This window comes from Ideonella sp. (genome assembly GCF_035254525.1).
GTDB lineage: Bacteria > Pseudomonadota > Gammaproteobacteria > Burkholderiales > Burkholderiaceae_C > Ideonella.
Window position 1 is genome coordinate 64212 of record NZ_DATFAN010000198.1, and the last position, 24505, is coordinate 88716.

Here is a 24505-nt window from a genome sequence, read left to right on the forward strand (position 1 = left end):
CCGGCCGGTTCAGCCCGCCGCCGCGGCACGTTGCAGGCGATCCCGCACGCCGTCCCAGGCGGAATCGGCGGGCGGGGTCTCGATCCAGATCAGGGGCGTGCCGCAAGCGTCGAGCTCGCGCAACGCGCTGAACAGGGCCCGGGCGGCGGCAGCGGCGTCAGCCGGCATCGCGCGCCCCGGGATGCCCGCCGGCAGCGGGCCCACGGTGCGTGAATATACCGCCACCGGCGGTGTGGCCCCGGGCGCCGTCGTGCCCAGCACGCCGAGCGCCGCGCGCAGCGCCGGCGGGTCCATCAGCCGCACCTTCGCGCGCGGCGCGTAGTGGGCCTCGAGCGTCCCGGAGGCGCGCGGCGCATCGCGGTCGCGCGCCGCCAGGGTCTCGCCGCCGAGCGCGGCCTCGATGCGCTCGCGCGTGAGCGTGCCGGGGCGCAGCAGCACCGCGCGGTCGCGGCTGCAATCGACGATGGCCGACTCGATGCCAACCTCGCAGGCGCCGCCATCGACCACCCACAGCCCCGGGTCGAACTCGGCCGCCACGTGGGCCGCCAGGGTCGGGCTGACGCGACCGAAGCGGTTGGCGCTCGGCCCCGCGACCCCCGGCACGCCAAGCGCGGCAGCCTCGACCAGCAACGCGTGCGCCACCGGGTGGGCCGGGCAGCGCAGGCCGATGGTCGCCTGGCCACCGGCCGCGGCGCCGGCGCGCCCGGGCGCGCGTGGCACGATCACCGTCAGCGGCCCCGGCCAGAAGGCGTCGCACAGGCGCTGGGCGCGCTCGGGCCACTCGGCCGCAAACGCGCGCGCCGCCTGGACATCCGGCACGTGGACGATCAGCGGATGATCCGACGGCCGGCCCTTGGCGGCGAAGATGCGCGCCACCGCGGCGTCGTCGTCGGCGCGCGCGCCCAGGCCGTAGACGGTCTCGGTCGGGAAGGCGACCAGCTCGCCGGCCGCCAGGCGCTGCGCGGCCTGCTTCAGCGCGCCGGGGTCGGCACCGTTGACGATCGGCATGCGGCCTTCAGAAGCCGGGCAGGCCCAGCAGCGTGCAGGCGCGCAGCGCCATGGCCCGGGCGTCTTCGGCCGTCGCGCCGGTGAAGCTCAGGTGGCCCATCTTGCGGCCCGGGCGGGCCTCGGCCTTGCCGTACAGGTGCAGGTGGGCACCGGGCAGGGCCAGCACGTCGCCCCAGGGCGGCGTGCGCGGCAAGTCGGCGGCGCCGGTGAACCAGAGGTCGCCCAGCAGGTTCAGCATCACCGCCGCCGAGTGCAACCGCGGCGCGACCAGCGGCAAGCCGGCCATGCAACGCACCTGCAGGTCGAACTGCGACAGGTCGCAGGCGTCGATCGTGTAGTGGCCGGAGTTGTGCGGCCGCGGCGCCATCTCGTTGGCAACCAGCCGCAAGGCGCCGCCGGCACCCTGCACGACGAAGAACTCGACGCACAGCACGCCGACATAGGCCATCGACTCGGCGATCGCCTTCGCGCAGCGCGCCGCTTCGTCGGCCAGCGCCTCGGGCACGTCGGGCGCTGGCACCTGGGTGACGGCGAGGATGCCGTCGCGGTGCAGGTTCTGCTGCACCGGGAAGCTCACCGCCTGACCGTCGGCGCCGCGCGCCACGATCACCGACAGCTCGCGGTGCAGCGGCAGCAGCTGTTCCAGCACGCAGCGCGCGCGGCCCAGCTTCTGCCACGCGGCGGCGAGCTCGGCGCGGTCGGCCACGCGGGCCTGGCCCTTGCCGTCGTAGCCCAGCGTCGCAGTCTTCAGGATGCCGGGCAACAACGCCCCGTCGACCGCCGCCAGCGCGGCCTCGGAGTCGATCACGGCATGCGCCGCACAAGGCACGCCGGCACGCGCGAAGTGGGCCTTCTCGGCCGCGCGGTCCTGGCAGATCGCCACCGCCTCGGCGGCCGGCGCCACCGGGCGCGAGGCGGCCAGCAGGCGCAGCGCCTCGGCCGGCACGTTCTCGAACTCGGTCGTCACCGCATCGGCCACGCGGGCCAGCTCGGCCAGTGCAGCGGTATCCGTGTACGCCGCCTGCAGGTGGTGATGCGAGACGAGCCCGGCCGGGCTCATCGGGTCGGCGTCGAGCACCGCCGTCGCATAGCCCATGGCCTGCGCGGCGTGGACGAACATGCGGCCGAGCTGGCCGCCGCCCATCACGCCCAGCGTCGCGCCGGGCAGCAGCACCGTTCGCGCCCGGCTCACTTCAGGTCCTGGGTCATGGCCCGCGCCGCTTCGGTCTGCTTCGCGCGGTAGGCCACGAGGCGCTCGCGCAGCGCCGCGTCCTCGTTGGCCAGCATCGCGACCGCGAACAGCGCCGCGTTGGCGGCGCCGGCGGTGCCGATCGCAAAGGTCGCGACCGGAATACCCTTGGGCATCTGCACGATCGAGTGCAGCGAGTCGACGCCTTGCAGGTGTCGGCTCGCCACCGGCACGCCGAGCACCGGCACCACCGTCTTGGCAGCCAGCATGCCGGGCAGGTGGGCCGCGCCGCCGGCGCCGGCGATGATGGCCTTCAGGCCCCGGCCGGCGGCGGCGTCCGCGTAGGCGAACATGTCGTCCGGCATGCGATGGGCCGACACCACGCGGGCCTCGTGGGCGATGCCGAACTCGGCGAGAATCTGCGCGGCGGCCTGCATGGTGTCCCAATCGCTGGACGACCCCATGACGATGCCGACCACGGGCGAGGCAGCGTTCAAGGCTTGCAGCTCCGGATCACGGCAAAACGGCGATTTTAAGGCGGCGCTTGTTTCGCGCTCGTTCGCCCTCAGTTCACGTTCCGACATGATCGATATCACCATACAGAATTTCGAGACCGAGCTGATCGGCGCCTCGCTGCGCCAGCCCGTGCTGCTGGACATCTGGGCGCCCTGGTGCGGCCCGTGCAAGAGCCTGAGCCCGGTGCTCGAAAAGCTCGAGGCGGCCTACGGCGGCCGCTTCGTGCTGGCCAAGCTCAACAGCGACGAGCAACCCGAGATCGCCGGCCAGCTGAGCCAGGCTTTCGGGGTGCGCTCGATCCCGTTCTGCGTGCTGTTCTCGCAGGGCCAGCCGGTCGACGGCTTCGTCGGCGCGCTGCCCGAGAGCGAGATCCGCAAGTTCCTCGACAAGCATGTGCCGAGCGTCGATGCGCTCGAATCCGATGCCGAGGCAGCCGAAGCCGAGGTGCTGCTGGCCGAAGGCGGCGACCTCGACGCGGCGCTGGCCAAGCTACAGGAGGCCGTGGCGATCGACCCCGCCAACGACGCTGCGCGCATTGATTACCTGAAGCTGCTGCTGTCCGACGCCGCGGCCGACCCGGCGCGCACGGAGCAGGCCCGCGCGGCCTTCGAGCCGGTGGCCAGCAAGGTGCTGCTGGACAGCCGCTTCGCCGCGATCGAGCACTGGCTCAAGGCCTGCGAGGCGCTGCGCGAGGCGCGTCCGCTGGCCACGCTGGACGCAGCGATCGCCGCCAACAAGCGCGACTTCGAAGCCCGCTTCGAACGTGCGCAGGTTCTGTTTGCACACGGCGACCCCACCGCGGCGATGGACGAACTGCTCGAGATCCTGATGCGCGACAAGGCCTGGAACCAGGAACTCGCGCGCAAGACCTATGTCGCGATCCTCGAACTGATGACCAAGCCGGCGCCCAAGGCCGACGCGGCCGCCGGCGCGGCCAAGGGAACGCTGGAACTCACCGGCAAGGCCGCCACCGCGCCGGCGGCCGACCCGGTGCTCGACCAGTACCGGCGCAAGCTCAGCATGGCGCTGTTCTAGCCGCGCGCCCCGGCACTGGGCGCTGGCCCGTCAGCGCGCTGCGGCCGCGGCCACTTCGGCCAGCGTGCGGTCCAGGGCCTCGCGGGTGCGGGCCTGCTCGGCCTCGTGCTCGCCCAGGGCCTGCTCGGCCCGTTGCTGCAAGGTATCGGCGATGCCGTCGCGGCCACCGTGGCGGTGGATGCGCGCCAAGCGCGCGAAGGTGGCCGCACGGTCGTCGGCATCACGCTGGCCAGGTGCACCCGCCTCGGCCGCACGCGTGTCGGCCAGCGCCTGGCTGACGTGGCCCAGCCGCACATGGCACCAGGCGCGGTCGGCCAGCAAGCGCGGCTCGCGGTGCGCCATGCCCTCCTGGCGGGCCCGGTCGAGGTGGTCGTCGAGCAGGCGGGCGGCTTCGTCGAAGCGCCCGAGCACGACCAGGAACTGCGCTCGGATCACCGGCACGAAGGTCGACAGCGATGCGACACCCGTGCCCCAGTCGTAGTTCGCGGTCGATTCGGCTTCGAGCAACGCCTTGCGCGCCTGATCGGTGTCGGCGCGGCCGAAAGCGTCGGCCAGCGCGATCTGGCCCGAGCGCATCGACGAGATGTTGTGCAGCATCACGCTGATCATCGAGCTGTCGCCATCGGCGCTGGCATGGGCCCGGGCGCGCAGGTACCAGGTCTGCGAGCTGGCGTCGTCGCCCGCGCAGCGGTAGGCATCCGCCAGCACCAGGCCGACGCGGGCGCGGGCCGCATGCTGGTCGGGCTCGGCCAGGCTTAGCGCCTTGGCAATGTGGCGGGTCAGACCCGCCAGATCCGAGGCGTTGAACGCGCAATTCGCCAGCCAGGCCGAGGCCAGCGCCTGCATCGGTGCATGGCCGCTGGCTTGGGCGGCGTCATGGGCACGCTGGAACTTGTCGACCGCGTGCGGCGCGATCGAATCGAAGTGGTCGATCTGCCCGTCGACGAGGTGGATCCAGGCGGTGAGCAGCGGGTCCTTGTGGCGCTGGTTCTGCGTGCGCAGGCCCGACAGCGCGAAGCGCGCATCGGCCAGCAGGCCCAGGCGCGCCATGGCCCCGGCGCGCTCGGCCTTCAGGTACTCGCGCTGCAGCGGCTCGGTCGACGCGGTGATCGCGCCGTCCAGGCGCTCGATGAGGCGGGAGGCGACCACGGTCGGGAGCCGGTGGCGGTCAGGCGGCCGCGAGGCGGTCGAAAGCCTCGTGGTACTTCGCGGCCGTGCGCTGCACGACCTCCGGGGGCAGACTGGGCGCGGGCGCCTTCTTGTTCCACGGCCGGCCGTCGACCTGCGCCTGCTCCAGCCAGTCGCGCACGAACTGCTTGTCGTAGCTGGGCGGGTTGGCGCCGGTCTTGACGGCCTCGGCCCAGCCCTCGACCGGCCAGTAGCGTGAGGAATCGGGCGTCAACACCTCGTCCATCACGGTCAGCGTGCCCTGCTCGTCGAGGCCGAACTCGAACTTGGTGTCGGCGATGATGATGCCCTTGGTCAGCGCGAAGGCCGCCGCTTCCTTGTACAGCCGGATGGCCACGTCACGCACGGCTTCAGCCAGCGGGCGGCCGATCTGGGCGGCCATCTGCTCGAACGAGATGTTCTCGTCGTGCTCGCCCATCTCGGCCTTGGTGGCTGGCGTGAAGATCGGCTCGGGCAGCTTGGCGGCATTGCTTAAGCCCGCCGGCAGCGCGACGCCGCAGACCGACTGCGATTGCCTGTACTCGGCCCAGCCGGAGCCGGCCAGGTAGCCGCGCACGACCGCCTCGATCGGGATCGGCTTCAGGCGCTTGACCAGCATCGCGCGGCCGCGCACCTGCTCGACCTCGTCCGGCGCGACAACCGACTCCGGGGCATCGCCGGTCAGGTGGTTGGGCACCACATGCGCCAGACGTTCGAACCAGAACAGCGCCATCCGAGTCAGCAACTCGCCCTTGCCCGGGATCGGCTCGCCCATCACGACATCGAAGGCCGACAGGCGGTCGCTCGCGACCATCAGGATGCGATCGGCACCGACCGCATAGTTGTCGCGCACCTTGCCGCGCGCCAGGAGGGGAAGGGAATGCAGCGAGCTCTGGAGCAGCGGAGATGTCATGGCGCCGGGGGGAATGGGACCCGCCGATTGTAGGGCGCCCCTGGAGCGCCCCTTCCGCACTCAGACGACCGTCTGCGCGAGCTCGCCGCGGGCGTAACGCGCGGCCATGTCGCTCATCGTGACCGCCTTGATCTTGCCGGCCTGGCCCTCGCAACCGAACTCGAGGTAGCGCTGCTTGCAGATCTTCATCGCCGCCTCGCGCGCGGGCTTGAGCCACTCGCGGGCATCGAACTTCTCGGGATTCTCGGCCATGAACTTGCGCACCGCGCCGGTCATCGCGAGGCGGATGTCGGTGTCGATGTTGATCTTGCGCACGCCGTGCTTGATGGCCTCCTGGATCTCCTCGACCGGCACGCCGTAGGTTTCCTTCATCTTGCCGCCGTACTGGTTGATGATCGCCAGCAGATCCTGCGGCACGCTGGAACTGCCGTGCATCACCAGGTGGGTGTTCGGGATGCGCTGGTGGATCTCCTTCACGCGGCCGATCGCCAGGATGTCGCCGGTGGGCTTGCGGGTGAACTTGTAGGCGCCGTGGCTGGTGCCGATGGCGATCGCCAGCGCGTCGAGCTGGGTCCGCTTGACGAAGTCGGCGGCCTGCTCGGGGTCGGTCAGCAGCTGGTCGTGCGTCATCGTCGCATCGGTGCCGTGGCCGTCTTCCTTGTCGCCCTTCATCGTTTCGAGCGAGCCGAGGCAGCCCAGTTCGCCCTCGACGGTCACGCCCTGCTGGTGCGCCATCTCGACGACCTTCTTCGTCACGTCGACGTTGTAGTCGTAACTGGCGATGGTCTTGCCGTCGGCTTCGAGCGAGCCATCCATCATCACCGAGCCGAAGCCCAGCGCCATCGCGCCGCGGCAGACATCCGGGCTCTGACCATGGTCCTGGTGCATCACCAGCGGGATCTGCGGCCAGGACTCGACCGCCGCCTGGATCAGGTGCTTGACGAAGGCCTCGCCGGCGTACTTGCGCGCGCCTGCGCTGGCCTGCAGGATGACCGGCGCGCCGACCTCGGCCGCGGCCGTCATCACGGCCTGCACCTGCTCCAGGTTGTTGACGTTGAAGGCCGGGATGCCGTAGCCGTTTTCGGCGGCATGGTCCAGCAGTTGGCGCATGGAAACGAGAGGCATGGTGTTCCTCGCTTGTGATCAGTTGACGAAACCGGCCCCGGCGGCGGGCGATGTAATCACGCCGTAACTGCGGCCGATTCTAGTGTCCCGCCCCGGCGCAAGCAGCCCGCATGCCAAGTGCCGGCGGCCGGCCACCCCGCGCGGCGGCCACGTCGGAAATGGGGCCGAAAGCGGCCGCTTTTCGGTCTCCAGTTTGCCCCCGATCAAACAACACTGTCAGCCTGGACTCCCTCGCACAACACCATGGCCCGCATTGAACTCGCCCACGTGACCACCTGGATCACCCGTGCCGCCGAAGAGCGCCCCGCCGACCTCGCGAAGGCGGTGGCCGAACGTGCCGGTTGCGGCATGGCCAAGGCGCGCAGCCTGGTCCGGCAGCTGGTCGACCTGGGCTGGCTGCAGGCCAGCCGCGAGGGCCGCAAGACCCGTCACGTGCCCGGCCGGTTGCGCCAGATCGTGATGCGCTACCCGCTGGCCGGCCTGAACGAGGACCTGCCCTGGGCGCGCGATTTCGCGCCGCATTTCGAGATGCCGAAGAACGTGCGGCAGATGATGCAGCACGCCTTCACCGAACTGCTGAACAACGCGATCGACCACAGCGAGGGCCAGTTCGTCACCGTGTCGATGCGCCAGACGCCGGCGCATTTGCAGCTGCTGGTGTCGGACGACGGGCGCGGCCTGTTCGACAAGATTCGCGAGGGCTTCGAGATCGACGACCCGGCGATGGCGATGCTGGAGCTGAGCAAGGGCCGCCTGACCAGCGCACCCGATCGGCACACCGGCCGCGGCCTGTACTTCACCTCGCGCCTGGCCGACGTGTTCGACCTGCACGCCAACACGGTCGCCTTCCAGCATCGCGAATGGGATGCGCGCAGCTGGAAACAAGGCCGCGCGATGCGCCAGCAGGGCAGCGCAATCTACCTCGCCATCGCGCTGGACACGGCGCGCACGCTGGACGAGGTGATGCGCTCGGCGAGCCTCGATGCGCAGGGCTACGGCATCGACCGCACGACCCTGCCGCTGAGGCTGATCACCAGCGAGGACGTGGCGCTGGAGTCGCGCGCGCAGGCGCGCCGGGTCGCCGCACGCCTGACCGAATTCAAGCAGGCCGAGCTGGACTTCTCCGGCATCGACCACATCGGCCAAGGCTTCGCCGACGAGCTGTTCCGCGTCTTCGGCCGCAACCAGACCGCTGTGCAGTTGCTGGTCAGGAACGCCAGCCCGCGCGTCAACGCGATGATCGACCTGGCACGGGCAGCCTAAGCCACCCGACAGACTTTCAGCATGTTGGTGCCGCCCGGGTAGCCCATCGGCTCCCCGCAGGTGATCGCGTAGGTGTCACCGGGCCTGAGCACGCCGCGCTCGACCAGCACGGCCTCGGCCTCGGCCAGCGCCTGGTCACGCTCGTTGTGCGCCGGCATCAGGATCGGCTGCACGTTGCGGTACAGCGCCATGCGGCGCTCGGACGTGTGCTGGTGGGTGAGGCCGAAGATCGGCACGCGGATCGAATGCCGGCTCATCCACAGCGCGGTCGAGCCGCTCTCGGTCAGCGCGATGATGGCCTTGCAGCCCAGGTGGTGGGCGGTGAACAGCGCGCCCATCGCGATCGACTGGTCGATGCGGCCGAAGTGGCGCTGCATGAAGTCGTCTCGCAGCGTCACCTCCTCGGCGCGCTCGGCTTCCTCGGCGATCTGCGCCATCTGCTCCACCGTCTCGACCGGGTACTTGCCGGCGGCGGTCTCGGCACTGAGCATCACGGCGTCGGTGCCATCCAGCACCGCATTGGCCACGTCGGACACCTCGGCGCGCGTGGGCACCGGGTTGACGATCATGCTCTCCATCATCTGCGTGGCGGTGATCGCGATCTTGTCGAGATCGCGCGCCATGCGGATCATCCTCTTCTGCAGCGCCGGCACCGCCGCGTTGCCGACCTCGACCGCCAGGTCGCCGCGGGCGACCATGATGCCGTCGCTGGCCTTCAGGATCGCCTCGAGGTGCGGGATGGCCTCGCTGCGCTCGATCTTGGCGATCATCGCCGGCTTGTGGCGCCAGGGCTCGCCGGCCACGTTCGCCAGCTGGCGCGCCATCTCCATGTCGGTGGCGTTCTTCGGGAAGCTCACCGCCAGGTAATCGCACTGGAAGCTCATCGCGGTCTTGATGTCTTCCATGTCCTTGGCGGTCAGCGCCGGTGCGGTCAGCCCGCCACCCTGCTTGTTGATGCCCTTGTTGTTGGACAGCTCGCCGCCGATCTTGACCAGCGTGTGCACCTTCTCGCCCAGCACGCGGTCGACGGTCAGCACGATCAGGCCGTCGTTGAGCAGCAAGGTGTCGCCGGGTTTCACGTCGCGCGGCAGTTCCTTGTAGTCCAGCCCCACGCCCATCAGGTCACCCGCCTCGGTGCGGCCGGCGTCGAGCACGAAGGGTGCCCCGGCTTCCAGCATGACCTTGCCTTCGGCGAACTTGCCGACGCGGATCTTCGGGCCCTGCAGGTCGGCCATCAGTGCGACCGGCTTGCCCACGCGCGCGGCGCATTCGCGCACCAGCTCCGCGCGGGCGATGTGGTCCTCGGCCTTGCCGTGGCTGAAGTTCAGCCGCACCACGTCGACGCCGGCGCGCAGCAGCCGTTCGAGCACCCCGCGGTCGCTGGAGGACGGGCCGAGGGTGGCGACGATCTTGGTGGCGCGGGACATGATGGGTGCTTTCTCCGGTCGGTGCAGCCCCCGATTATCGGCAGGCCGGCGCCTGGCCGGTTACGGCGCGATTACGGGGTGCTGCGGCAGGCACCCACGGGCTCACTGCGCGCCGCGCGCCGCCGCGACGTCGGTCACGGCCAGCGCCGTCATGTTGACGACCCGCCGCATCGTCGCCGACGGGGTCAGGATGTGCGCCGGCGCCGCCGCGCCGAGCAGGATCGGCCCGACCGTCACGCCGTGGCCGCCGGTCACCTTCAGCACGTTGAACAGGATGTTCGCGGCGTCGATGTTGGGCAGCACCAGCAGGTTCGCGCTGCCGGTCAGCGTGGTCTCGGGCAGCACCGCGCGGCGGATCGTCTCCGACAGCGCCGCATCGCCCTGCATCTCGCCGTCGCACTCGATCTGCGGTGCCCGCTGCACGAACAGCTCACGCGCCGCGCGCATGCGCCTGGCCGAGGCCCGTGTCGACGAGCCGTACATCGAGTGCGACAGGAAGGCCACCTTGGCCGGCATGCCGAAGCGTTGCACCTCCTCGGCCGCCATCTGGGCGATCTCGGCGAGCTGCTCGGCGCTGGGCTCTTCATTGACGAAGGTGTCGGCGATGAACAGCGTGTGCTGCTCCAGCATCAGCGCATTCATCGTCGCCATCGTGCCGGTGCCGGGCCGGGGGCCGATCACCGTGCGCACGTGCTCGAAGTGGTGATCGAAGCGGCCGACCAGGCCGCACAGCAATGCATCGGCATCGCCGCGGCGCACCAGCATCGCGCCGATCAGCGTGTTCGAGCGACGCAGCGCCGCCTTGGCCGCCTCAGGCGACACGCCGTCGCGGCCCATCAGGCGGTGGTAGTCCTCCCAGCAGGCGCGGTAGCGCGGGTCATCCTCGGGGTTGACCAGCTCGAAGTCGACGCCCGGCTTCAGGCGCAGGCCGGCGCGCTCGATGCGCATCGCGATCACGTTCGGCCGGCCGATCAGCACGGGCAACGCGAGCCCGTCGTCCTTCACGACCTGCACCGCGCGCAGCACGCGCTCGTCCTCGCCCTCGGCGTAGACGACACGCGCCGGCTTGGCCTTGGCGGCCATGAAGACCGGGCGCATGAACATCCCCGTCTGGTAGACGTAGCGGGTGAGCTGCTCGCGGTAGGCCTGGGGGTCGGTGATCGGCCGCGTGGCCACGCCCGACTCCGCCGCGGCCCGGGCCACCGCCGGTGCGATGCGCAGGATCAGCCGCGCGTCGAACGGCGTCGGGATCAGGTACTCCGGCCCGAACTTCAGCTCCTTGCCGGCGTAGGCGGCCGCCACCTCGTCGCTCGTCTCGGCCTTGGCCAGCGCGGCGATCTCGTGCACGCAGGCCAGCTTCATCGCCTCGGTGATGCGGGTGGCGCCGCAATCCAGTGCACCGCGGAAGATGTACGGGAAGCACAGGACGTTGTTGACCTGGTTCGGGTAATCCGAGCGGCCGGTGGCGATGATGCAGTCGGGCCGCGCGGCCTTGGCGATCTCGGGCCGGATCTCGGGCTCGGGGTTCGCCAGCGCCAGGATGATCGGCTGCGGCGCCATCGTCTTCACCATCTCCGCGTTCAGCACGCCCGGGGCCGAGCAGCCGAGGAAGACATCCGCCCCCTGGATCACGTCGGCCAGCGTGCGCGCATCGGTGTGCTGGCAGTAGCGGCGCTTCGATTCGTCGAGCTTGTCACCGCGGCCCTCGCGGATCACGCCCTTGGAGTCGCAGACGAAGATGTTGGCCGGCTTCACACCCAGGCTGACCATCAGGTCCAGGCAGGCGATCGCCGCCGCGCCGGCGCCCGACACCGCGAGCTTGACCTCGCCGATCTGCTTGCCGACCAGTTCCAGCCCGTTGATCAGCGCGGCGCTCGAGATGATGGCCGTGCCGTGCTGGTCGTCGTGGAAGACGGGGATGTTCAGCCGCTCGCGCAGCTTCTTCTCGACATGGAAGCACTCGGGCGCCTTGATGTCCTCGAGGTTGATGCCGCCCAGCGTCGGCTCCAGTGCCGCGATGATCTCGACCAGCTTGTCGGGGTCGTTCTCGGCCAGCTCGATGTCGAACACGTCGATGCCGGCGAACTTCTTGAACAGGCAGCCCTTGCCCTCCATCACCGGCTTGCCCGCCAGCGGGCCGATGTTCCCCAGGCCGAGCACGGCCGTGCCGTTGGTGACCACGCCGACCAGGTTGGCGCGCGAGGTGTAGTCGGCCGCGAGTTTGGGGTCTTTCTCGATCGCCAGGCAGGCATAGGCCACGCCGGGCGAGTAAGCCAGCGACAGGTCGCGCTGGTTCGACAGCGGCTTGGTCGGCGTGACGGCGATCTTGCCGCGCGTCGGCATCCGGTGGTAATCGAGTGCGGCGTCGCACAAAGCCTGTTCGGCCGGGCTGAGATCGGTGGTCATGGCTGCCTCCTGAGGGGACGCGCAGCGTAGCGGCAAGCCGGCGCCTGCGCGTCCGTGGTCCCCACAGCATGCACGATCGGCATGCCTCGATGCCAGCGGGGGCAGACCCGCACTTGCGCTGCCTCAGTGCGGCAGCGGCGGGCGTTCGCAGCGCGCCGGTGCCACCGCCTCGGCGCGCGCCGCCTCGCGGGCCTGGCGCTCGAACAGCGCCTGCAGCAGTTCGCCCGGCCCGGCCCGGGCGCCCGCGCAGGGCCGGCCCCGGTAGCTCGACCAGACCGGCCGCTCGCCGTCCCAGTGCAGCAGGCGGCTGTGCCGCTCGTCGCTGCCGTAGGCCACGAGCCCGATGTGGCGCTCGGCCAGGTAGCCGATCAACTGCTCGACGCGGTCGGCGCCACCGCGTTCGCAGTGCTGCGCTGCGTGGCCCCACTCGGTCGCGATCACCGGATGGGTCGAGGCGAAGCGACCGAAGCGCTGGTCCCAGCCGGCGGGTGAGTTGTCTTCATTGCCGAAGTACGGGTGCACCGCATAGGCCAGCTGGCCGATGGGGTCGGCCAAGGGCGGTGCGCCGTCGAGCCGTTGGCCGCCGCGCAGGCCATCGACGATCAGCAGGTTGCGCACGCCTTGGCGGCGCAAGGTGTCGATCAGCGCCTGGTGGCCGGCGCGCCAGGCCTCCCAGAAGCCCGGCCCCGGGTCTGGCGGGCTGGCCGGCTCGTTGAACAACTCGAACGCGACGCCGAGATCGTCGGCGAAGGCCGGCGCCACCGCGGCCCAGGCCCGCAGCGCCGAGGCCTTCGGCAGCATCTCGACCGGCTTGACACCAGTGCGCCCCTCCCACTGCAGCGACAGGATGACGCTGAAGCCGGCCCGGCGGGCCTGGGCCGCAGCGTCCTTCACTTCGCCGAGGTAGGCGGGGTCGTGCTGCGGCGACTGCGGGTCGAGAAAGGGCTGGCCGATCTGCAGCCGCACGACATCCGCGCCGACGGCGCGCGCCAGCCGCAACGCCTCGGCGTCGAAACGCTCCTGCGCGGCAGCCGTGCTCGGATCGGCGGGGTGCCCGCGCGGCACGAGCCGGCCGAAGAAGGACAGGCCGCGCGGCACCCAGGGCTTGCAGTCGCGCAGCAGCTGGCTGCCGCCGGCCTGTACGCCCAGCATGCCGGCAGCCGCCGGCTCGGCCCTTGCAGCCGAGCCCAGCGCGGCCGCCAGCGCGCCGGCGGCCAGCAGCGCGTGGGCCCAGCGGCGGGCGGCCATCGTCAGCCTCGCGGCATCAGGCCCCGGCAGCGCGCCTGGCCAGGATCTCGAAGGCCGGCAGGGTCTTGCCTTCGAGCACCTCGAGGAACGCGCCGCCGCCGGTGGAGATGTAGCCCACGTCCTTCTCGATGCCGTACTTGGCGATCGCGGCCAGCGTGTCGCCGCCGCCGGCGATGCTGAAGGCATCGCTGTCGGCGATCGCGCGGGCGATCGCCTCGGTGCCCTTGGCGAAGGCATCGAACTCGAACACGCCGACGGGGCCGTTCCAGACGATGGTGCCGGCCGACTTGAGCTGCGCGGCGAGCCGGGCCGCGGTCTTCGGGCCGATGTCGAGGATCAGGTCGTCGTCGGCCACGTCGGTGGCGGCCTTCACGGTGGCTGGCGCGTCGGCGGCAAAGGCCTTGGCGGTCACCACGTCCTCGGGGATCGGCACCTCGGCGCCGCGCGCCTTCATCGCCGCGATCACCGCGCTGGCCTCACTGACCAGGTCGGCCTCGGCCAGGCTCTTGCCGATCTTCAGGCCGGCGGCCAGCATGAAGGTGTTGGCGATGCCGCCGCCGACGATCAGGCCGTCGACGTTCTTCGCCAGCGATTGCAGGATGGTCAGCTTGGTCGAGACCTTGGAGCCGGCGACGATGGCCACCAGCGGGCGCTTGGGGTTGGCCAGCGCCTTGCCGATCGCATCGATCTCGGCCGCCAGCAGCGGGCCGGCGCAAGCCACCGGCGCGAACTGCGCAATGCCATAGGTCGAGGCTTCGGCCCGGTGCGCGGTGCCGAAGGCGTCGTGCACGAAGATGTCGCAGAGCTTGGCCATCTTCCTGGCCAGCTCTTCGTTGTTCTTCTTCTCGCCCTTGTTCAGGCGGCAGTTCTCGAGCAGCACCACCTGGCCTGGCGCCACCTCGACGCCGTCGACCCAGTTGGCGACCAGCTTGACCTCGCGGCCCAGCAACTCGCCCAGCCGGGCGGCCACGGGGGCGAGCGAATCCTCGGGCTTGAACTCGCCCTCGGTCGGGCGGCCGAGGTGGCTGGTCACCATCACGGCAGCACCGGCGTCCAGCGCCATCTTGATGCACGGCACCGAGGCGCGGATGCGGGTGTCTTCGGTGATGCGGCCGGCGTCGTCCTGCGGCACGTTCAGGTCGGCGCGGATGAACACACGCTTGCCCTGCACTTGGCCCTGGGCGGCGAGATCGGCGAATCGGAGCACTTTCATCATGGTCGGGGTCTCTCGACAGTTGCGGAATCCGGGTGCGCCCGGCCCGCCGGCGATCACCAGCCCAGACCGAAGCGCAACGCCAGCAGCACCGCGGTGCCGCAGACGATGGTGCCGAGAATGCCTCGGCGCCACCAGTACCACAGCCCGCCGGCGGCAGCGGCGTACAGGCGTGCATCCTGCCACGTCTGGATCAGGTGCCCGTTACTCATGATGACCTCGGGCACGATCACCGCCACCAGCGCGGCCAACGGCGCGTAGCGCAGCGCCTCGCGCAGCCACACCGGAATCGGCAGCTCGCGCTCGGGCAGCAGGAAGAAGGCACGGGTCACCACGGTGATCAGCCCCAGCCCGAGAATGGCGACGACGGCCTCCCCGGCACCCATCAGCGGCTCCCCGCCTTGGCCGGCACCGGCGGCGGCGCGAAATGGTCGAGCAGGATGCCCACGGCCACCGCCGCCGCGATCGCGACGACGATGTTGAGCTTGAACGGCAGCGCGAAGGCGGCCACGGCTGCGCAGCCGGCGACCGCGGCAGCCAGCCAGGTCGCGCGGTCGGACAGCAGCGAGCCGGTCAGGCCCAGCAGGGCCAGCGTGCCGGCAAAGCCCAGCCCCCACTCGGTCGGGATGCGGTCGGCCAACGCGATGCCCAGCAGCGACATGCCCTGCCAGGTGACCCAGTTCACCGCCACTCCGCCCCAGAAGTACGGACCCTGCTCGGGCGACGGTGTCGGTTCGGGAAAGCGCCGCATGAACATCACGTAGTTCAGGTCGGCGGTGAAGTAGCCGTGCATCAGGCGCTGGCGCAGCGGCAGGTGGCCGAAATAGGGCCGCCAGCCGGCACTGAAGATCACGAAGCGCAGGTTGACGCAGGCCGCCGTCGCCCAGACCACCCACAGCGGTGCGCCGCCGGCGATCAGCGGCAGCGAGGCCAGTTGCGCGCTGCCGGCGAAGACGACGAAGGACATCAGCATCGCGAGCGGGATCGTCAGCCCGCTCTTGACCATCGCGACGCCGGTCACCAAGCCCCAGGCGCCCAGGCCGAGGGCGATGCCGGTCATCTCGTGGGCGCCGCGGCGGAACTCAGGGTGATGCCAAGGGCGTGAGGCAGGCGGCACGGGAATGGGCATCCCGGCATTGTCCTATGGGGTTTCCACCCATCTCGCCTGCACGGTTGCGCACGAGCTTTGCAGCGGCGCAGGTCAGTGAGCGCCGGCCTTCTTGTTGCGGGCCGGCTTGCCGTCGGCCTTGGCGTCGGGTTTGCCGTCCGCCGCCGCGACCTGCTCGTCGGCGCTCTCGCCGTCGGCCTTGGCGGTGCGGGCCGGTTCCGGCCCGAGCTGTGGCGGCACCGGCTCGAGCTTGTTCTCGCGCATGTAGTCGTCCATCTCGCGCCAGCCGGCGTAGATGGCCGCCTTGTCGGACTTCTTGTTCAGCGTGTAGCAGTCCTCGATCGCGCGGGCGGCATTGCGGCAGGCCGCACCGATGGCCTTGCCTTCGGCGGCGCGGCGCTCGGCGAGGGCGCTGGCGCCTTCGATGCCGAGCAGGTCGCAGCCCGCCAGCAGCGCGAGGCTGGCCAGGGTGGCAAGGGCGAGGGGGGCGCGGCGCATCGGGTTCAAGGCGGGCAGGCGAAGACGCAGGATTGCCCGGTTTATCGGCCGCCGCGCCCGGCGACTTGAGTGGCGTTTTGCCGCCGCGGCGACGGTATCAGCGGCTCGGGGCGAAAGACCCCGTCCGGGCCATCTCGAGCAGGCGTTCGACGCGCTCTTCGGTGCTCGGGTGGGTCGCGAACAGCCCCGCGATGCCGCCGCCCGACAGCGGGTTCATGATCATCATCTGCGCCGTCTCGGGGTGGCGCTCGGCCGTCTCGAGCGGCACGCCCTGCGCGATGCGGTGGATCTTCTGCAGCGCCGAGGCGAGCGCCTGCGGGTCGCCCGAGATCTCGGCGCCGCCGCGGTCGGCCTCGAACTCGCGGGCGCGGCTGATCGCCATCTGGATCAGGCTGGCCGCCAGCGGGGCGAGGATCATCACCAGGATCGAGACGATCGGGTTGACCGGGCGCCCCTCGTCATCGCGGCCACCGAAGATCATCGCGAAGTTGGCGAGCATCGAGATCGCGCCGGCCATCGTCGCGCTGATCGTCGAGATCAGGATGTCGCGGTGCCGGACGTGGGCCAGTTCGTGCGCCATCACGCCGCGCAACTCGCGCTCGCTCAGGGTGCGCAGGATGCCGGTCGTGGCGGCAACCGCGGCGTGGTCCGGGTTGCGGCCGGTGGCAAAGGCGTTCGGCGCATCCTCGTTGATCAGGTAGACGCGCGGCATCGGGAGCTGTGCGCGCTGCGCCAGGTCCTGGATCATCCGGTAGAACTGCGGCGCCGACTGGGCATCGACCTCCTGCGCGTTGTACATGCGCAGCACCAGCTTGTCGGAGAACCAGTAGCTGAAGAAATTCATGCCCAGCGCGATCACGAGCGCCAGCACCATGCCCTGCTGGCCGCCCAGCAGGCGACCGATGGTCATGAACAGCGCGGTGATGGCCGCCATCAGGACGGCGGTCTTCAGCAGATTGAACATGGCGGTGGGGTCCTCGCGCCGCTCGGCGGGCGCGTATGAAGTCAGGATACCGGTTCAGATGCGGCCGCGCCGGGCGAGTTCAATGCCCGAGCTTGGCGCCCTGCAGGCCGGGCTTGGCCTGCACGAACGCCGTGGCCGGCAGGCGCTTGCCGCCGGGTCGTTGCAGTTGCAGCAGATCCAGCCCACCTTCGCCACAGGCCACCACCAGCCGCTGGCCGTCGGCCTCGACCACCTGGCCGGCCGGGCCGCGCACCTCGGGCCGCACGGCGGCCTGCCACAGCTTCACGGTCTCGCCGTCGAGCTCGAAGCTGGCGCCGGGGAAGGGGTCGAAGGCGCGCACACGCCGCTCGATCGCGGCCGCCGGCTGAGTCCAGTCGATCGCGGCCTCGGCCTTGGCGATCTTGTGGGCATAGCTCACCCCCTCGGCCGGCTGCGGCGTCGCGCGAAGCCGGCCGGCTTCGGCGTCGACCAAGGCCTGCACGATCATCCGGCCCCCGAGCGCCGCCAGGCGGTCGTGCAGGCGGCCGGTGGTGTCCGTCGGCGCAATCGCCTCGCGGCCGACGGCCAGCATGCCGCCCGTGTCCAGTCCCTCGTCCATCTGCATGATCGTGATGCCGGTTTCGGCATCGCCCGCCTCGATCGCGCGGTGGATCGGCGCCGCGCCGCGCCAGCGCGGCAGCAGCGAAGCGTGGATGTTCAGGCAGCCCATCCGAGGCAGGGTGAGCACCCACTGCGGCAGGATCAGACCGTAGGCCGCGACCACCATCACGTCCGGCGCAGCGACTTCCAGCGCGGCGCGGGCCTGCGCGGCGTCAACCGCATGCTTGCCGTCCAGCCTCAGCCCTTGGGGCTGGGCAATCGCCAGTCCGTGAGCAAGCGCCAACTGCTTGACTGGCGATGGTGACAGCCTCATGCCGCGCCCCGCCGGGCGGTCGGGTTGGGTCAGCACCAACGGAACCAGATGGCCCGCGGCATGGATGGCCGCCAGCGCCGCGGCAGCGAACTCCGGCGTACCGGCGAAGGCGACCCTGAGGGGATGGCTCATCGCCGCTTCTGCTCGTCGCGCGTCTTCTTCAGCATCTTGGTCTTGATGCGCTCACGCTTGAGCGGGCTGAGGTACTCGACGAAGACCTTGCCCAGCAGGTGATCCATCTCGTGCTGCACGCAGACGGCCTCCAGCCCCTCGGCGTCGAACTCGTAGGATCGACCGTCGCGCCCGAGCGCGCGCACGGTCACGCGGGCGTGGCGCGGTACGGCGTCATAGATCGTCGGCACCGACAGGCAGCCCTCCTCGCCGACCACCATCTCCTCGCTGACCCCCAGCAGTTCAGGGTTGATCAGCACGCGGGGGGCGTCGCGCTGCTCGGAGGTATCGATGACGATCACCCGGCGATGCACGTCGACCTGGGTCGCCGCGAGCCCCACGCCTTCGGCCTCGTACATGGTCTGCAGCATGTCGTCGACGAGTTGACGCACTTGGTCGTCGACCTCGTCCACCGGGACGGCGACGGTGTGCAGACGGGGGTCCGGGTAGCGCAGGATCGGAAGCAGGGCCATGGGTGGAAACGGAGCAGCGGGGTACCTTGGGGCTTGCCCCAGGTTGTCAACGTGGCGCAACGAATGAAACGGGTTCTCGTGACAAAGGGTTGCACGGAGCCGGCCAGTTTGTTTGCGACATCAATGGTTTAGGGGCAGAATTTGCCGAGCTTTCTCAGCTTTGCGTTCGGGTGGGAGACCGGGTTTTTCGCAGCCCAGGCCGTCGTGGCTTGGTCGTTGCCATGAGTCGGTGCCCAACCGGAATTGTTGCACCGCCAAAGATTTCCGGCTCATCGCCCGGGAGTGTCCATTCATGAGCCGAACAGTGCGCCAGTCCCTTTTGCCACCTTCTACCTGGTTCGTGGCCGTTACCGTGGGGCTGGCGTCGATGTCGGCAGCGGCGGCCCAATGGCCCGTCACGCCGGGCCAGCGCGCCACCGCCCAGCAGGTGGCCGAAGCCGGCGTGCCGCTGTCCGAGCTGGCGCCTAACGCGCCCGACACCTACACGATCAAGCGCGGCGACACGCTGTGGGACATTTCCAAGCTCTTCCTCAAGAGCCCCTGGCGCTGGCCCGAGCTGTGGGGCATGAACCTCGACGAGATCCGCAACCCGCACCTGATCTACCCGGGCCAGATGCTGTACCTGGACAAGACCGGCGGCCGCGCGCGGCTGCGCACCGCCAAGCCGGTCGAGACCAACCAGGAGGGCAAGCTGTCGCCGCGCGTGCGGGCCGAGCCGCTGCCGGACGACGCCATCGCCTCGGTGCCGATGCACCTGATCGGGCCGTTCCTCAACGACGCGATCGTGCTCGATTCGAACACGCTGGAAAGCGCGCCCCGCGTGGTCGCCACGCAGGAGGGCCGGGTCATGGCCTCCAAGGGCGAGAACGCGTATGTGCGTGGTGACCTGTCGCCTGCCCGCAATTGGCAGCTGTTTCGCGAGCCTCGCCCGCTGATCGACCCCGATACGCGCGAGTTGCTCGGCTTCGAGGCGCGCTTCGTCGGTGCGGCCGAGTACGTGCGGCCCGGTGAGGTCCGCCAGCTGCCCGATGGCAAGACCGAGCTGGTGCCGGCCACGATCACGATCACCAGCCTGCGCGAGGAAGCCAATGTCGGCGACCGCCTGGCGCCGGCGCCGGCGCGCGACGTGGAGGCTTTTGCACCGCATGCGCCGGGCGCGCCGATGCGCGGCCGCATCGTCTCGGTGTACGGCGACAGCCTGAATGCCGGCCAGAACCAGATCGTCGCGCTGAACCGCGGCGCCCGTGACGGCATGGAGCGCGGCCATGTGCTCGCGCTGTGGCGCGCCGGCACCGCGCGGGTCGACAGCACCGATGAGGCGCGCACACCGATCCGCCTGCCCGACGAGCGCCACGGCCTGCTGTTCGTGTTCCGCGTCTTCGAGCGTGTGTCCTACGCGCTGATCCTGCAGGTGCAGGATCCAGTGTCAGCCGGCGACCTGTTCACCCAGCCTTGAGCCGCTGACGCCCCCGTCCCGGCGCCCGCCAAGGCGTCACGGCCAGTGACGACCGGGGCGCCGTCCCGAGCCCATGCTGCCCACCACCGCGCCCGCCCTGCCCGCCGATGAACTGCGGGCCTGGCTGCGCCTGGTCCATTCACCCGGCCTGGGGCCGAGCGCCGCGCGGCGGCTGCTGGCTGCCTTCGGCTCACCGCAACACGCCGTGGCCGCCGGCCCCACGGCCTGGCGGGAAGTGGGTGGCGGCGCGGCCGCCCAGGCCCTGATCCAGCCCGCGCTCGACCACGAAGCCTTGTTCGCGACCACCCTGGCCTGGCTGGAGGCCGACCCCGATCGCCGGCACTTGTTGACGCTCGGCGATCCGGCGTACCCGTCGGCGCTGCTGGAAATCGCCGACCCACCGCTGCTGCTCTACGCCCAGGGACGCCTGTCTCTGCTGGCCCCGCCTTCACTGGCCATCGTCGGCAGCCGGCACGCGACGACGGGCGGGCTGGACAACGCGAGGGCCTTTGCCCGCCACCTGAGCGCCTCGGGCCTGGTCATCGTCTCGGGCCTCGCGCTCGGCATCGATGGTGCCGCCCATGATGGGGCCCTGGCCGGCGCCGAGGCCAGCGGCCAGGGCGGGACGATTGCCGTCGTGGGCACCGGCCTGGACCGCGTCTACCCGAAGCGGCACCACGCGCTGGCGCACCGGATGATCGACGGCGCCGGGCTGATCCTGAGCGAGTTCTGCCTGGGCGCCGAGCCGCTGGCAGAGCATTTCCCGCGGCGCAACCGCATCATCGCCGGCCTGTCGTTGGGCACGCTGGTGGTCGAGGCCGCCGTGCAGTCGGGCTCGCTGATCACCGCCCGCCTGGCGGCCGAATGTGGGCGCGAGGTGTTTGCGATTCCAGGTTCCATCCACAACCCGCAGTCCCGGGGGTGCCACCGGCTGATCAAGGAAGGCGCCAAGCTGGTGGAAACAGCCGACGACATCCTGCAGGAGCTGCGGATGCCCCCGCCAATCGGCGCGCCCGCCCCGCAGGCCGCGCCCCTCGCCAGGCACGAGCCGGCCGCCGAGGAGGACCCGCTGCTGACGGCCCTCGGCCACGACCCGATGACGCTGGATGCCTTGTCCGACCGCACGGGCTGGCCGGCGGCCGAATTGCAGGCGCACCTGTTGGCGCTCGAGCTCGAGGGCCGGGTGGCGCGGCTGCCCGGGGGCCTGTTCCAGCGCCGCGCCACGGGCTGATTCTGAGGCACGGCAAGCAGCGAAACATCGCACGCGAACGCCGTCAAACGCGGCCAACCGGGTCATGGGCGCTCGGTTATAGTGGTCCCATGTTCGACGTTCTGGTCTACCTGTACGAAAACTACTGGCGGCCCGACGCGTGCCCCGACCATGAGCAGCTGACCCGCAAGCTCTCGGCCGTCGGCTTCGAATCGGACGAGATCCAGGAGGCCCTGCATTGGCTCGACGGCCTGGCGCTGCGCACCGACGAGCTGAGCGCCGAGGCCCCGGCGAATGTGGCGGCGCTGGCCCAATCCCCGGCCAGCGTGCGGATATATCTGCGCGAAGAACAGGAGCTGCTCGGTGACGAATCGATCGGCTTCATCAGCTTCCTCGAATCCGCTGGCGTGCTGACCGCGCCGCTGCGCGAGATGGTGATCGACCGCGCCACCGCGGTCGGTGCCGGGCCGCTGGATCTGGACGACCTGAAGATCATCGTGCTGATGGTCTTCTGGAGCCTGGGCGAAGAGCCCGATGCGCTGATCCTCGACGAGCTTTTCGTCGCGCCGGAGGACCGGCTGATCCACTGAGCCGTCAGGCCAGCAGCCGGGCCGGATCGGCCTTGATCTTCTCGATTGCGTTGCGCGTGGCGGCGACCGTGAGCGACTCGTCCTGCAGCGGCACCAACAAGCCGGCCTGAAGAAAGGCCGCCAGGCGCGCCTTCTGGAACAGCACGCAGCGGCCGTCGGCCGCCGAGAACAACGACAACTGCCGGCTCATGCCCTGCCAGACCAGACGCACCGACTGCTGGCGACCCCGCCAATCCAGCATGAAGGCGGCCCCCAGTTGCAGCTCGGCCGCCCACTGCAGCATCGCCGGGCCCGGCATCGAGCCCCCGTCGGCGACGATCTCCAGGCCTTCTTGCTGGTGACTGCTGCTGTCGAGCACCCAGCTCTCGTCGATTTCGACATCCTCTTCGGGCAAGAGCTCCTCGAGCATCTCGAGCCGCTCCTTCAGCTCATCGAGCTGCTGCGGGCTGATCGCGGTGGCGCGCGCGCTGAAGGCCGCAGTCAAAGCGAGATTCAGCGACTTGATCGCATTTTCCTGTTTCTCGGCGGCGAGGCCCACCGACGCCATGCCCTGGCGCAAGGTGGTCAACAGCGGCGGCAGCCGACGGATCACCTCGGCACGGTCTTCGCGGTTGGTCTTGGCGCTGGCCGTCCACAGCAACTCGCTGGCTGCCGCGCGCACGGTCTTGACCTCGGGGCTGTGCGGGCCGTGCCGCACCGCGGCGGTGGCCAACACGTCGGCCCAGACGTGGAACAGGAATTCGCGGATGCCCTCGTGCACCGGCACGTCGCCGAGCAGCTTGCGCAGCTCGATCGTGTACTGGATCGCCAGCGTCTCCCGCTGCTCGACCTGCTGCGCGAGCGAGACACCAGCACGGCTCTTCTCGTTCTGCTCGCGAAAGTATCCTTCGAGAAATTTCTCGAACTCGTTGAGCACGGTCTGGAACACGCGCCGGCCGGTGTCGGGGAAGGCCTCGACGACCTGCACGACACGCTTGATCTCGCCCTCGAGCGGCGTGCCGAGCACCTCGGCACCGCCTTCGAAGCCCATCACGCAGGCCCCCATGCGGTCGATCAGCCGGCGCGCCGGGTGATCCGCGGTGGAGAAGAAATCCGGCTCGGCGATCGCGACACGCAGCGTCGGCATCTGCAGCCGCGCGAACCACACCCGCAGTTGTGCCGGGATCCGCTCTTCGGTCAGGATGGCCTGGAACAGCAGCGCGACGAGTTCGACCGTCGCCCGCTCAGCGGGCGTGGTCGCGGCCGCCTTCAGTGCCGTCTGGCGATCGCGCAGCTCCTGCAGCAGCACCTCGGGCGTGGGCGCGGCGGCCCCACCGACGCCGCCTGCCACGGCACCGTCGCCGGCCGGGCCACCGGCCTGCTCGACCAGCCGCTGCTGAGCCTTGGCCATGGCCTCCGACAGGCGCGCCGACGCCGGACGGGCGTTCGTCGTGTCGCGGAAACCCGGCAGGTGGCGCTCCATCACCTCGGAAAAGTGCTGCAGCACGAAATCGGCCCGCGCCGAGCCGCCGCCGGACACCGGCCGCGTCATCATGCGCGTCTCGTCGTCGACGCTGTGCCCGTGCAGGATGCTCTGAGGCGGCTGTGGCCCGCCAAACGTCTGGCCCGGGGCACCGGCCGGGCCGGCGCCGCCGCCGACGGGCGCGGCCGACCCGGCACCGCCGCCCGCGATGCCGCCGCCCGCCCCTCCACCGGGCGCGCCGGGGCCCGATGCAGCAGCACCGCCGGCCCCACCGCCCATCGCGCCGCCAGCCCCATAGCCGGTGCTGCCATAGACACTGGAGCGTCCGCCCGATGGCGGCATCGGCGCCGAGGCGACCGAGGTGTCGGCAAAGCGCGTGCTGGCTCCGCCACGAGTCGGCTCGGGCTCCGGCGCGCCGAGCTTGCCGGGCGAGGTGGAGGTCCCGTCGGAGCGGCGGATCGCGCCACGCAAGTCGACCTCCGGCATCACGCCACGGTCGATCAGCCACTTGTTGGTCTCTTTCCAGACCCCCTCGAGCGGTTTGGCGCAGGCCTTGACCAGCACCTCCTCCAGCCCCCGCCAGGTGTCGAGCGACAGACCGGCATCGGTCCAGGCCTGGATGACGCACTCGGCAAGCACCGGGGGCCGAAACAGGTCCTCGTCACCCAACTCGGGCTGGCGCAACAGCGCCGTCAGGCGCGCGCGCAGGTCGTTGAACTCCCACAAGCCCTTGTCGAGCATGCCTTGGGCCAGGCGCGAAACGAGGATCTCGCGCTGGATCGTGTCGTCGTCGACCAGCTTCAGGTCCAGGCCGCCGCCGGTGATGCTGATGCTGAATGGATCCGGGCTGGCCGCGGCCGCCGCACCAGCCACGCTCACGGCCGACATCTGCCGGTGCACACGATCGGCCAGCTGCCCCGGCCACTTGCTGCCGTGGCGCATGAGCTCCTGCAGCATGTCGCGCCGCTGCTGGGCGATCGTGCGTTCGGCCGGTTTCTCGTTCAGCGCCTGGGCCCCTGCCAACGCGGCGTCCAGCCAGGGCTGGAACTCCTTGACCAGGCGCTCGGCGAAGTAGAGACGGGCTTGGTCGAGCAGGCTGGTCTGGGCCGAAGAAGCAGGCATGTGGGCGTCAGGTCCGGCAGGCAGGCCG

The 24505-nt window shown here is 70.6% G+C and carries 22 protein-coding genes; 5 read left to right on the plus strand and 17 right to left on the minus strand.

Annotated features, from left to right (window positions below):
* Positions 1-9 precede the first annotated feature (9 nt).
* Genes VJ693_RS21830 through purE form a run of 3 tightly spaced genes read right to left on the minus strand, consistent with a single transcriptional unit; the run spans position 10 to position 2661 of the window.
* Positions 10-1008 carry an L-threonylcarbamoyladenylate synthase gene (locus tag VJ693_RS21830; protein ID WP_324157686.1) on the minus strand — a complete coding sequence of 333 codons (999 nt, stop codon included), beginning with the start codon at positions 1006-1008 and terminating at the stop codon, positions 10-12.
* Between the two features lie 7 nt (positions 1009-1015).
* Positions 1016-2152 carry a 5-(carboxyamino)imidazole ribonucleotide synthase gene (locus tag VJ693_RS21835; protein WP_414652344.1) on the minus strand — a complete coding sequence of 379 codons (1137 nt, stop codon included), beginning with the start codon at positions 2150-2152 and terminating at the stop codon, positions 1016-1018.
* A gap of 44 nt (positions 2153-2196) precedes the next feature.
* Positions 2197-2661, minus strand: a complete 465-nt coding sequence (purE, locus tag VJ693_RS21840) for a 5-(carboxyamino)imidazole ribonucleotide mutase (RefSeq protein WP_324157758.1) — start codon at positions 2659-2661, stop codon at positions 2197-2199.
* A 118-nt stretch (positions 2662-2779) separates the two neighbouring features.
* Between purE and VJ693_RS21845 the strand changes: the two genes are divergently transcribed.
* A complete protein-coding gene (locus VJ693_RS21845; protein ID WP_324157690.1) occupies positions 2780-3748 on the plus strand; it encodes a tetratricopeptide repeat protein in 969 nt (322 codons plus the stop codon).
* Positions 3749-3778: 30 nt separating this feature from the next.
* Here VJ693_RS21845 and VJ693_RS21850 read toward each other — a convergent pair whose 3' ends face one another.
* From VJ693_RS21850 to fba, 3 genes are read right to left on the minus strand one after another with little or no spacing between them, the layout of a single operon-like run.
* Complete coding sequence (locus tag VJ693_RS21850; protein WP_324157692.1) at positions 3779-4897, minus strand: hypothetical protein; 1119 nt, start codon at positions 4895-4897, stop codon at positions 3779-3781.
* Between the two features lie 19 nt (positions 4898-4916).
* Complete coding sequence (locus tag VJ693_RS21855; RefSeq protein WP_324157694.1) at positions 4917-5828, minus strand: phosphoribosylaminoimidazolesuccinocarboxamide synthase; 912 nt, start codon at positions 5826-5828, stop codon at positions 4917-4919.
* Between the two features lie 60 nt (positions 5829-5888).
* Positions 5889-6953, minus strand: a complete 1065-nt coding sequence (gene fba, locus VJ693_RS21860) for a class II fructose-bisphosphate aldolase (protein ID WP_324157696.1) — start codon at positions 6951-6953, stop codon at positions 5889-5891.
* Positions 6954-7196: 243 nt separating this feature from the next.
* Between fba and VJ693_RS21865 the strand changes: the two genes are divergently transcribed.
* Complete coding sequence (locus VJ693_RS21865) at positions 7197-8216, plus strand: STAS-like domain-containing protein (protein WP_324157698.1); 1020 nt, start codon at positions 7197-7199, stop codon at positions 8214-8216.
* On the opposite strand, the gene pyk is transcribed toward VJ693_RS21865, so the two are convergent.
* The 10 genes from pyk to def form a co-directional block, all read right to left on the minus strand.
* Positions 8213-9643: a pyruvate kinase gene (pyk, locus tag VJ693_RS21870; RefSeq protein WP_324157700.1), complete on the minus strand. Its 1431-nt coding sequence runs from the start codon at positions 9641-9643 to the stop codon at positions 8213-8215. The genes VJ693_RS21865 and pyk overlap by 4 nt on opposite strands.
* A gap of 102 nt (positions 9644-9745) precedes the next feature.
* A complete protein-coding gene (locus VJ693_RS21875; protein WP_324157702.1) occupies positions 9746-12049 on the minus strand; it encodes an NADP-dependent malic enzyme in 2304 nt (767 codons plus the stop codon).
* A gap of 123 nt (positions 12050-12172) precedes the next feature.
* Entirely contained in the window at positions 12173-13297 is a 1125-nt protein-coding gene (locus VJ693_RS21880; RefSeq protein WP_324157704.1) for a glycoside hydrolase family 5 protein, read from the minus strand.
* Between the two features lie 16 nt (positions 13298-13313).
* Positions 13314-14510 (minus strand): phosphoglycerate kinase, encoded by a 1197-nt coding sequence (locus tag VJ693_RS21885; protein WP_324157706.1) that lies wholly within the window; start codon positions 14508-14510, stop codon positions 13314-13316.
* A 56-nt stretch (positions 14511-14566) separates the two neighbouring features.
* Positions 14567-14896: an AzlD domain-containing protein gene (locus VJ693_RS21890; RefSeq protein WP_324157708.1), complete on the minus strand. Its 330-nt coding sequence runs from the start codon at positions 14894-14896 to the stop codon at positions 14567-14569.
* A complete protein-coding gene (locus VJ693_RS21895; RefSeq protein ID WP_324157709.1) occupies positions 14896-15570 on the minus strand; it encodes an AzlC family ABC transporter permease in 675 nt (224 codons plus the stop codon). The genes VJ693_RS21890 and VJ693_RS21895 overlap by 1 nt, the downstream gene beginning before the upstream one ends.
* Before the next feature lie 141 nt (positions 15571-15711).
* Complete coding sequence (locus VJ693_RS21900; protein WP_324157711.1) at positions 15712-16116, minus strand: hypothetical protein; 405 nt, start codon at positions 16114-16116, stop codon at positions 15712-15714.
* Positions 16117-16213: 97 nt separating this feature from the next.
* A complete protein-coding gene (htpX, locus tag VJ693_RS21905) occupies positions 16214-17080 on the minus strand; it encodes a zinc metalloprotease HtpX (RefSeq protein WP_324157713.1) in 867 nt (288 codons plus the stop codon).
* Positions 17081-17159: 79 nt separating this feature from the next.
* Entirely contained in the window at positions 17160-18125 is a 966-nt protein-coding gene (gene fmt, locus VJ693_RS21910) for a methionyl-tRNA formyltransferase (RefSeq protein ID WP_324157715.1), read from the minus strand.
* Entirely contained in the window at positions 18122-18637 is a 516-nt protein-coding gene (gene def, locus VJ693_RS21915) for a peptide deformylase (RefSeq protein ID WP_324157717.1), read from the minus strand. The genes fmt and def overlap by 4 nt, the downstream gene beginning before the upstream one ends.
* Positions 18638-18929: 292 nt before the next feature.
* Between def and VJ693_RS21920 the strand changes: the two genes are divergently transcribed.
* From VJ693_RS21920 to VJ693_RS21930, 3 genes are all read left to right on the plus strand, one after another.
* Entirely contained in the window at positions 18930-20093 is a 1164-nt protein-coding gene (locus tag VJ693_RS21920; RefSeq protein WP_414652342.1) for a LysM peptidoglycan-binding domain-containing protein, read from the plus strand.
* Positions 20094-20166: 73 nt separating this feature from the next.
* Positions 20167-21324, plus strand: coding sequence for a DNA-processing protein DprA (gene dprA / locus VJ693_RS21925; protein WP_324157720.1), 1158 nt, complete (start codon positions 20167-20169; stop codon positions 21322-21324).
* 89 nt (positions 21325-21413) lie between these two features.
* Positions 21414-21893: a DUF494 domain-containing protein gene (locus VJ693_RS21930; protein WP_324157722.1), complete on the plus strand. Its 480-nt coding sequence runs from the start codon at positions 21414-21416 to the stop codon at positions 21891-21893.
* A 4-nt stretch (positions 21894-21897) separates the two neighbouring features.
* On the opposite strand, the gene VJ693_RS21935 is transcribed toward VJ693_RS21930, so the two are convergent.
* Positions 21898-24477 (minus strand): DUF1631 family protein, encoded by a 2580-nt coding sequence (locus VJ693_RS21935; RefSeq protein WP_324157724.1) that lies wholly within the window; start codon positions 24475-24477, stop codon positions 21898-21900.
* Positions 24478-24505: the final 28 nt, after the last annotated feature.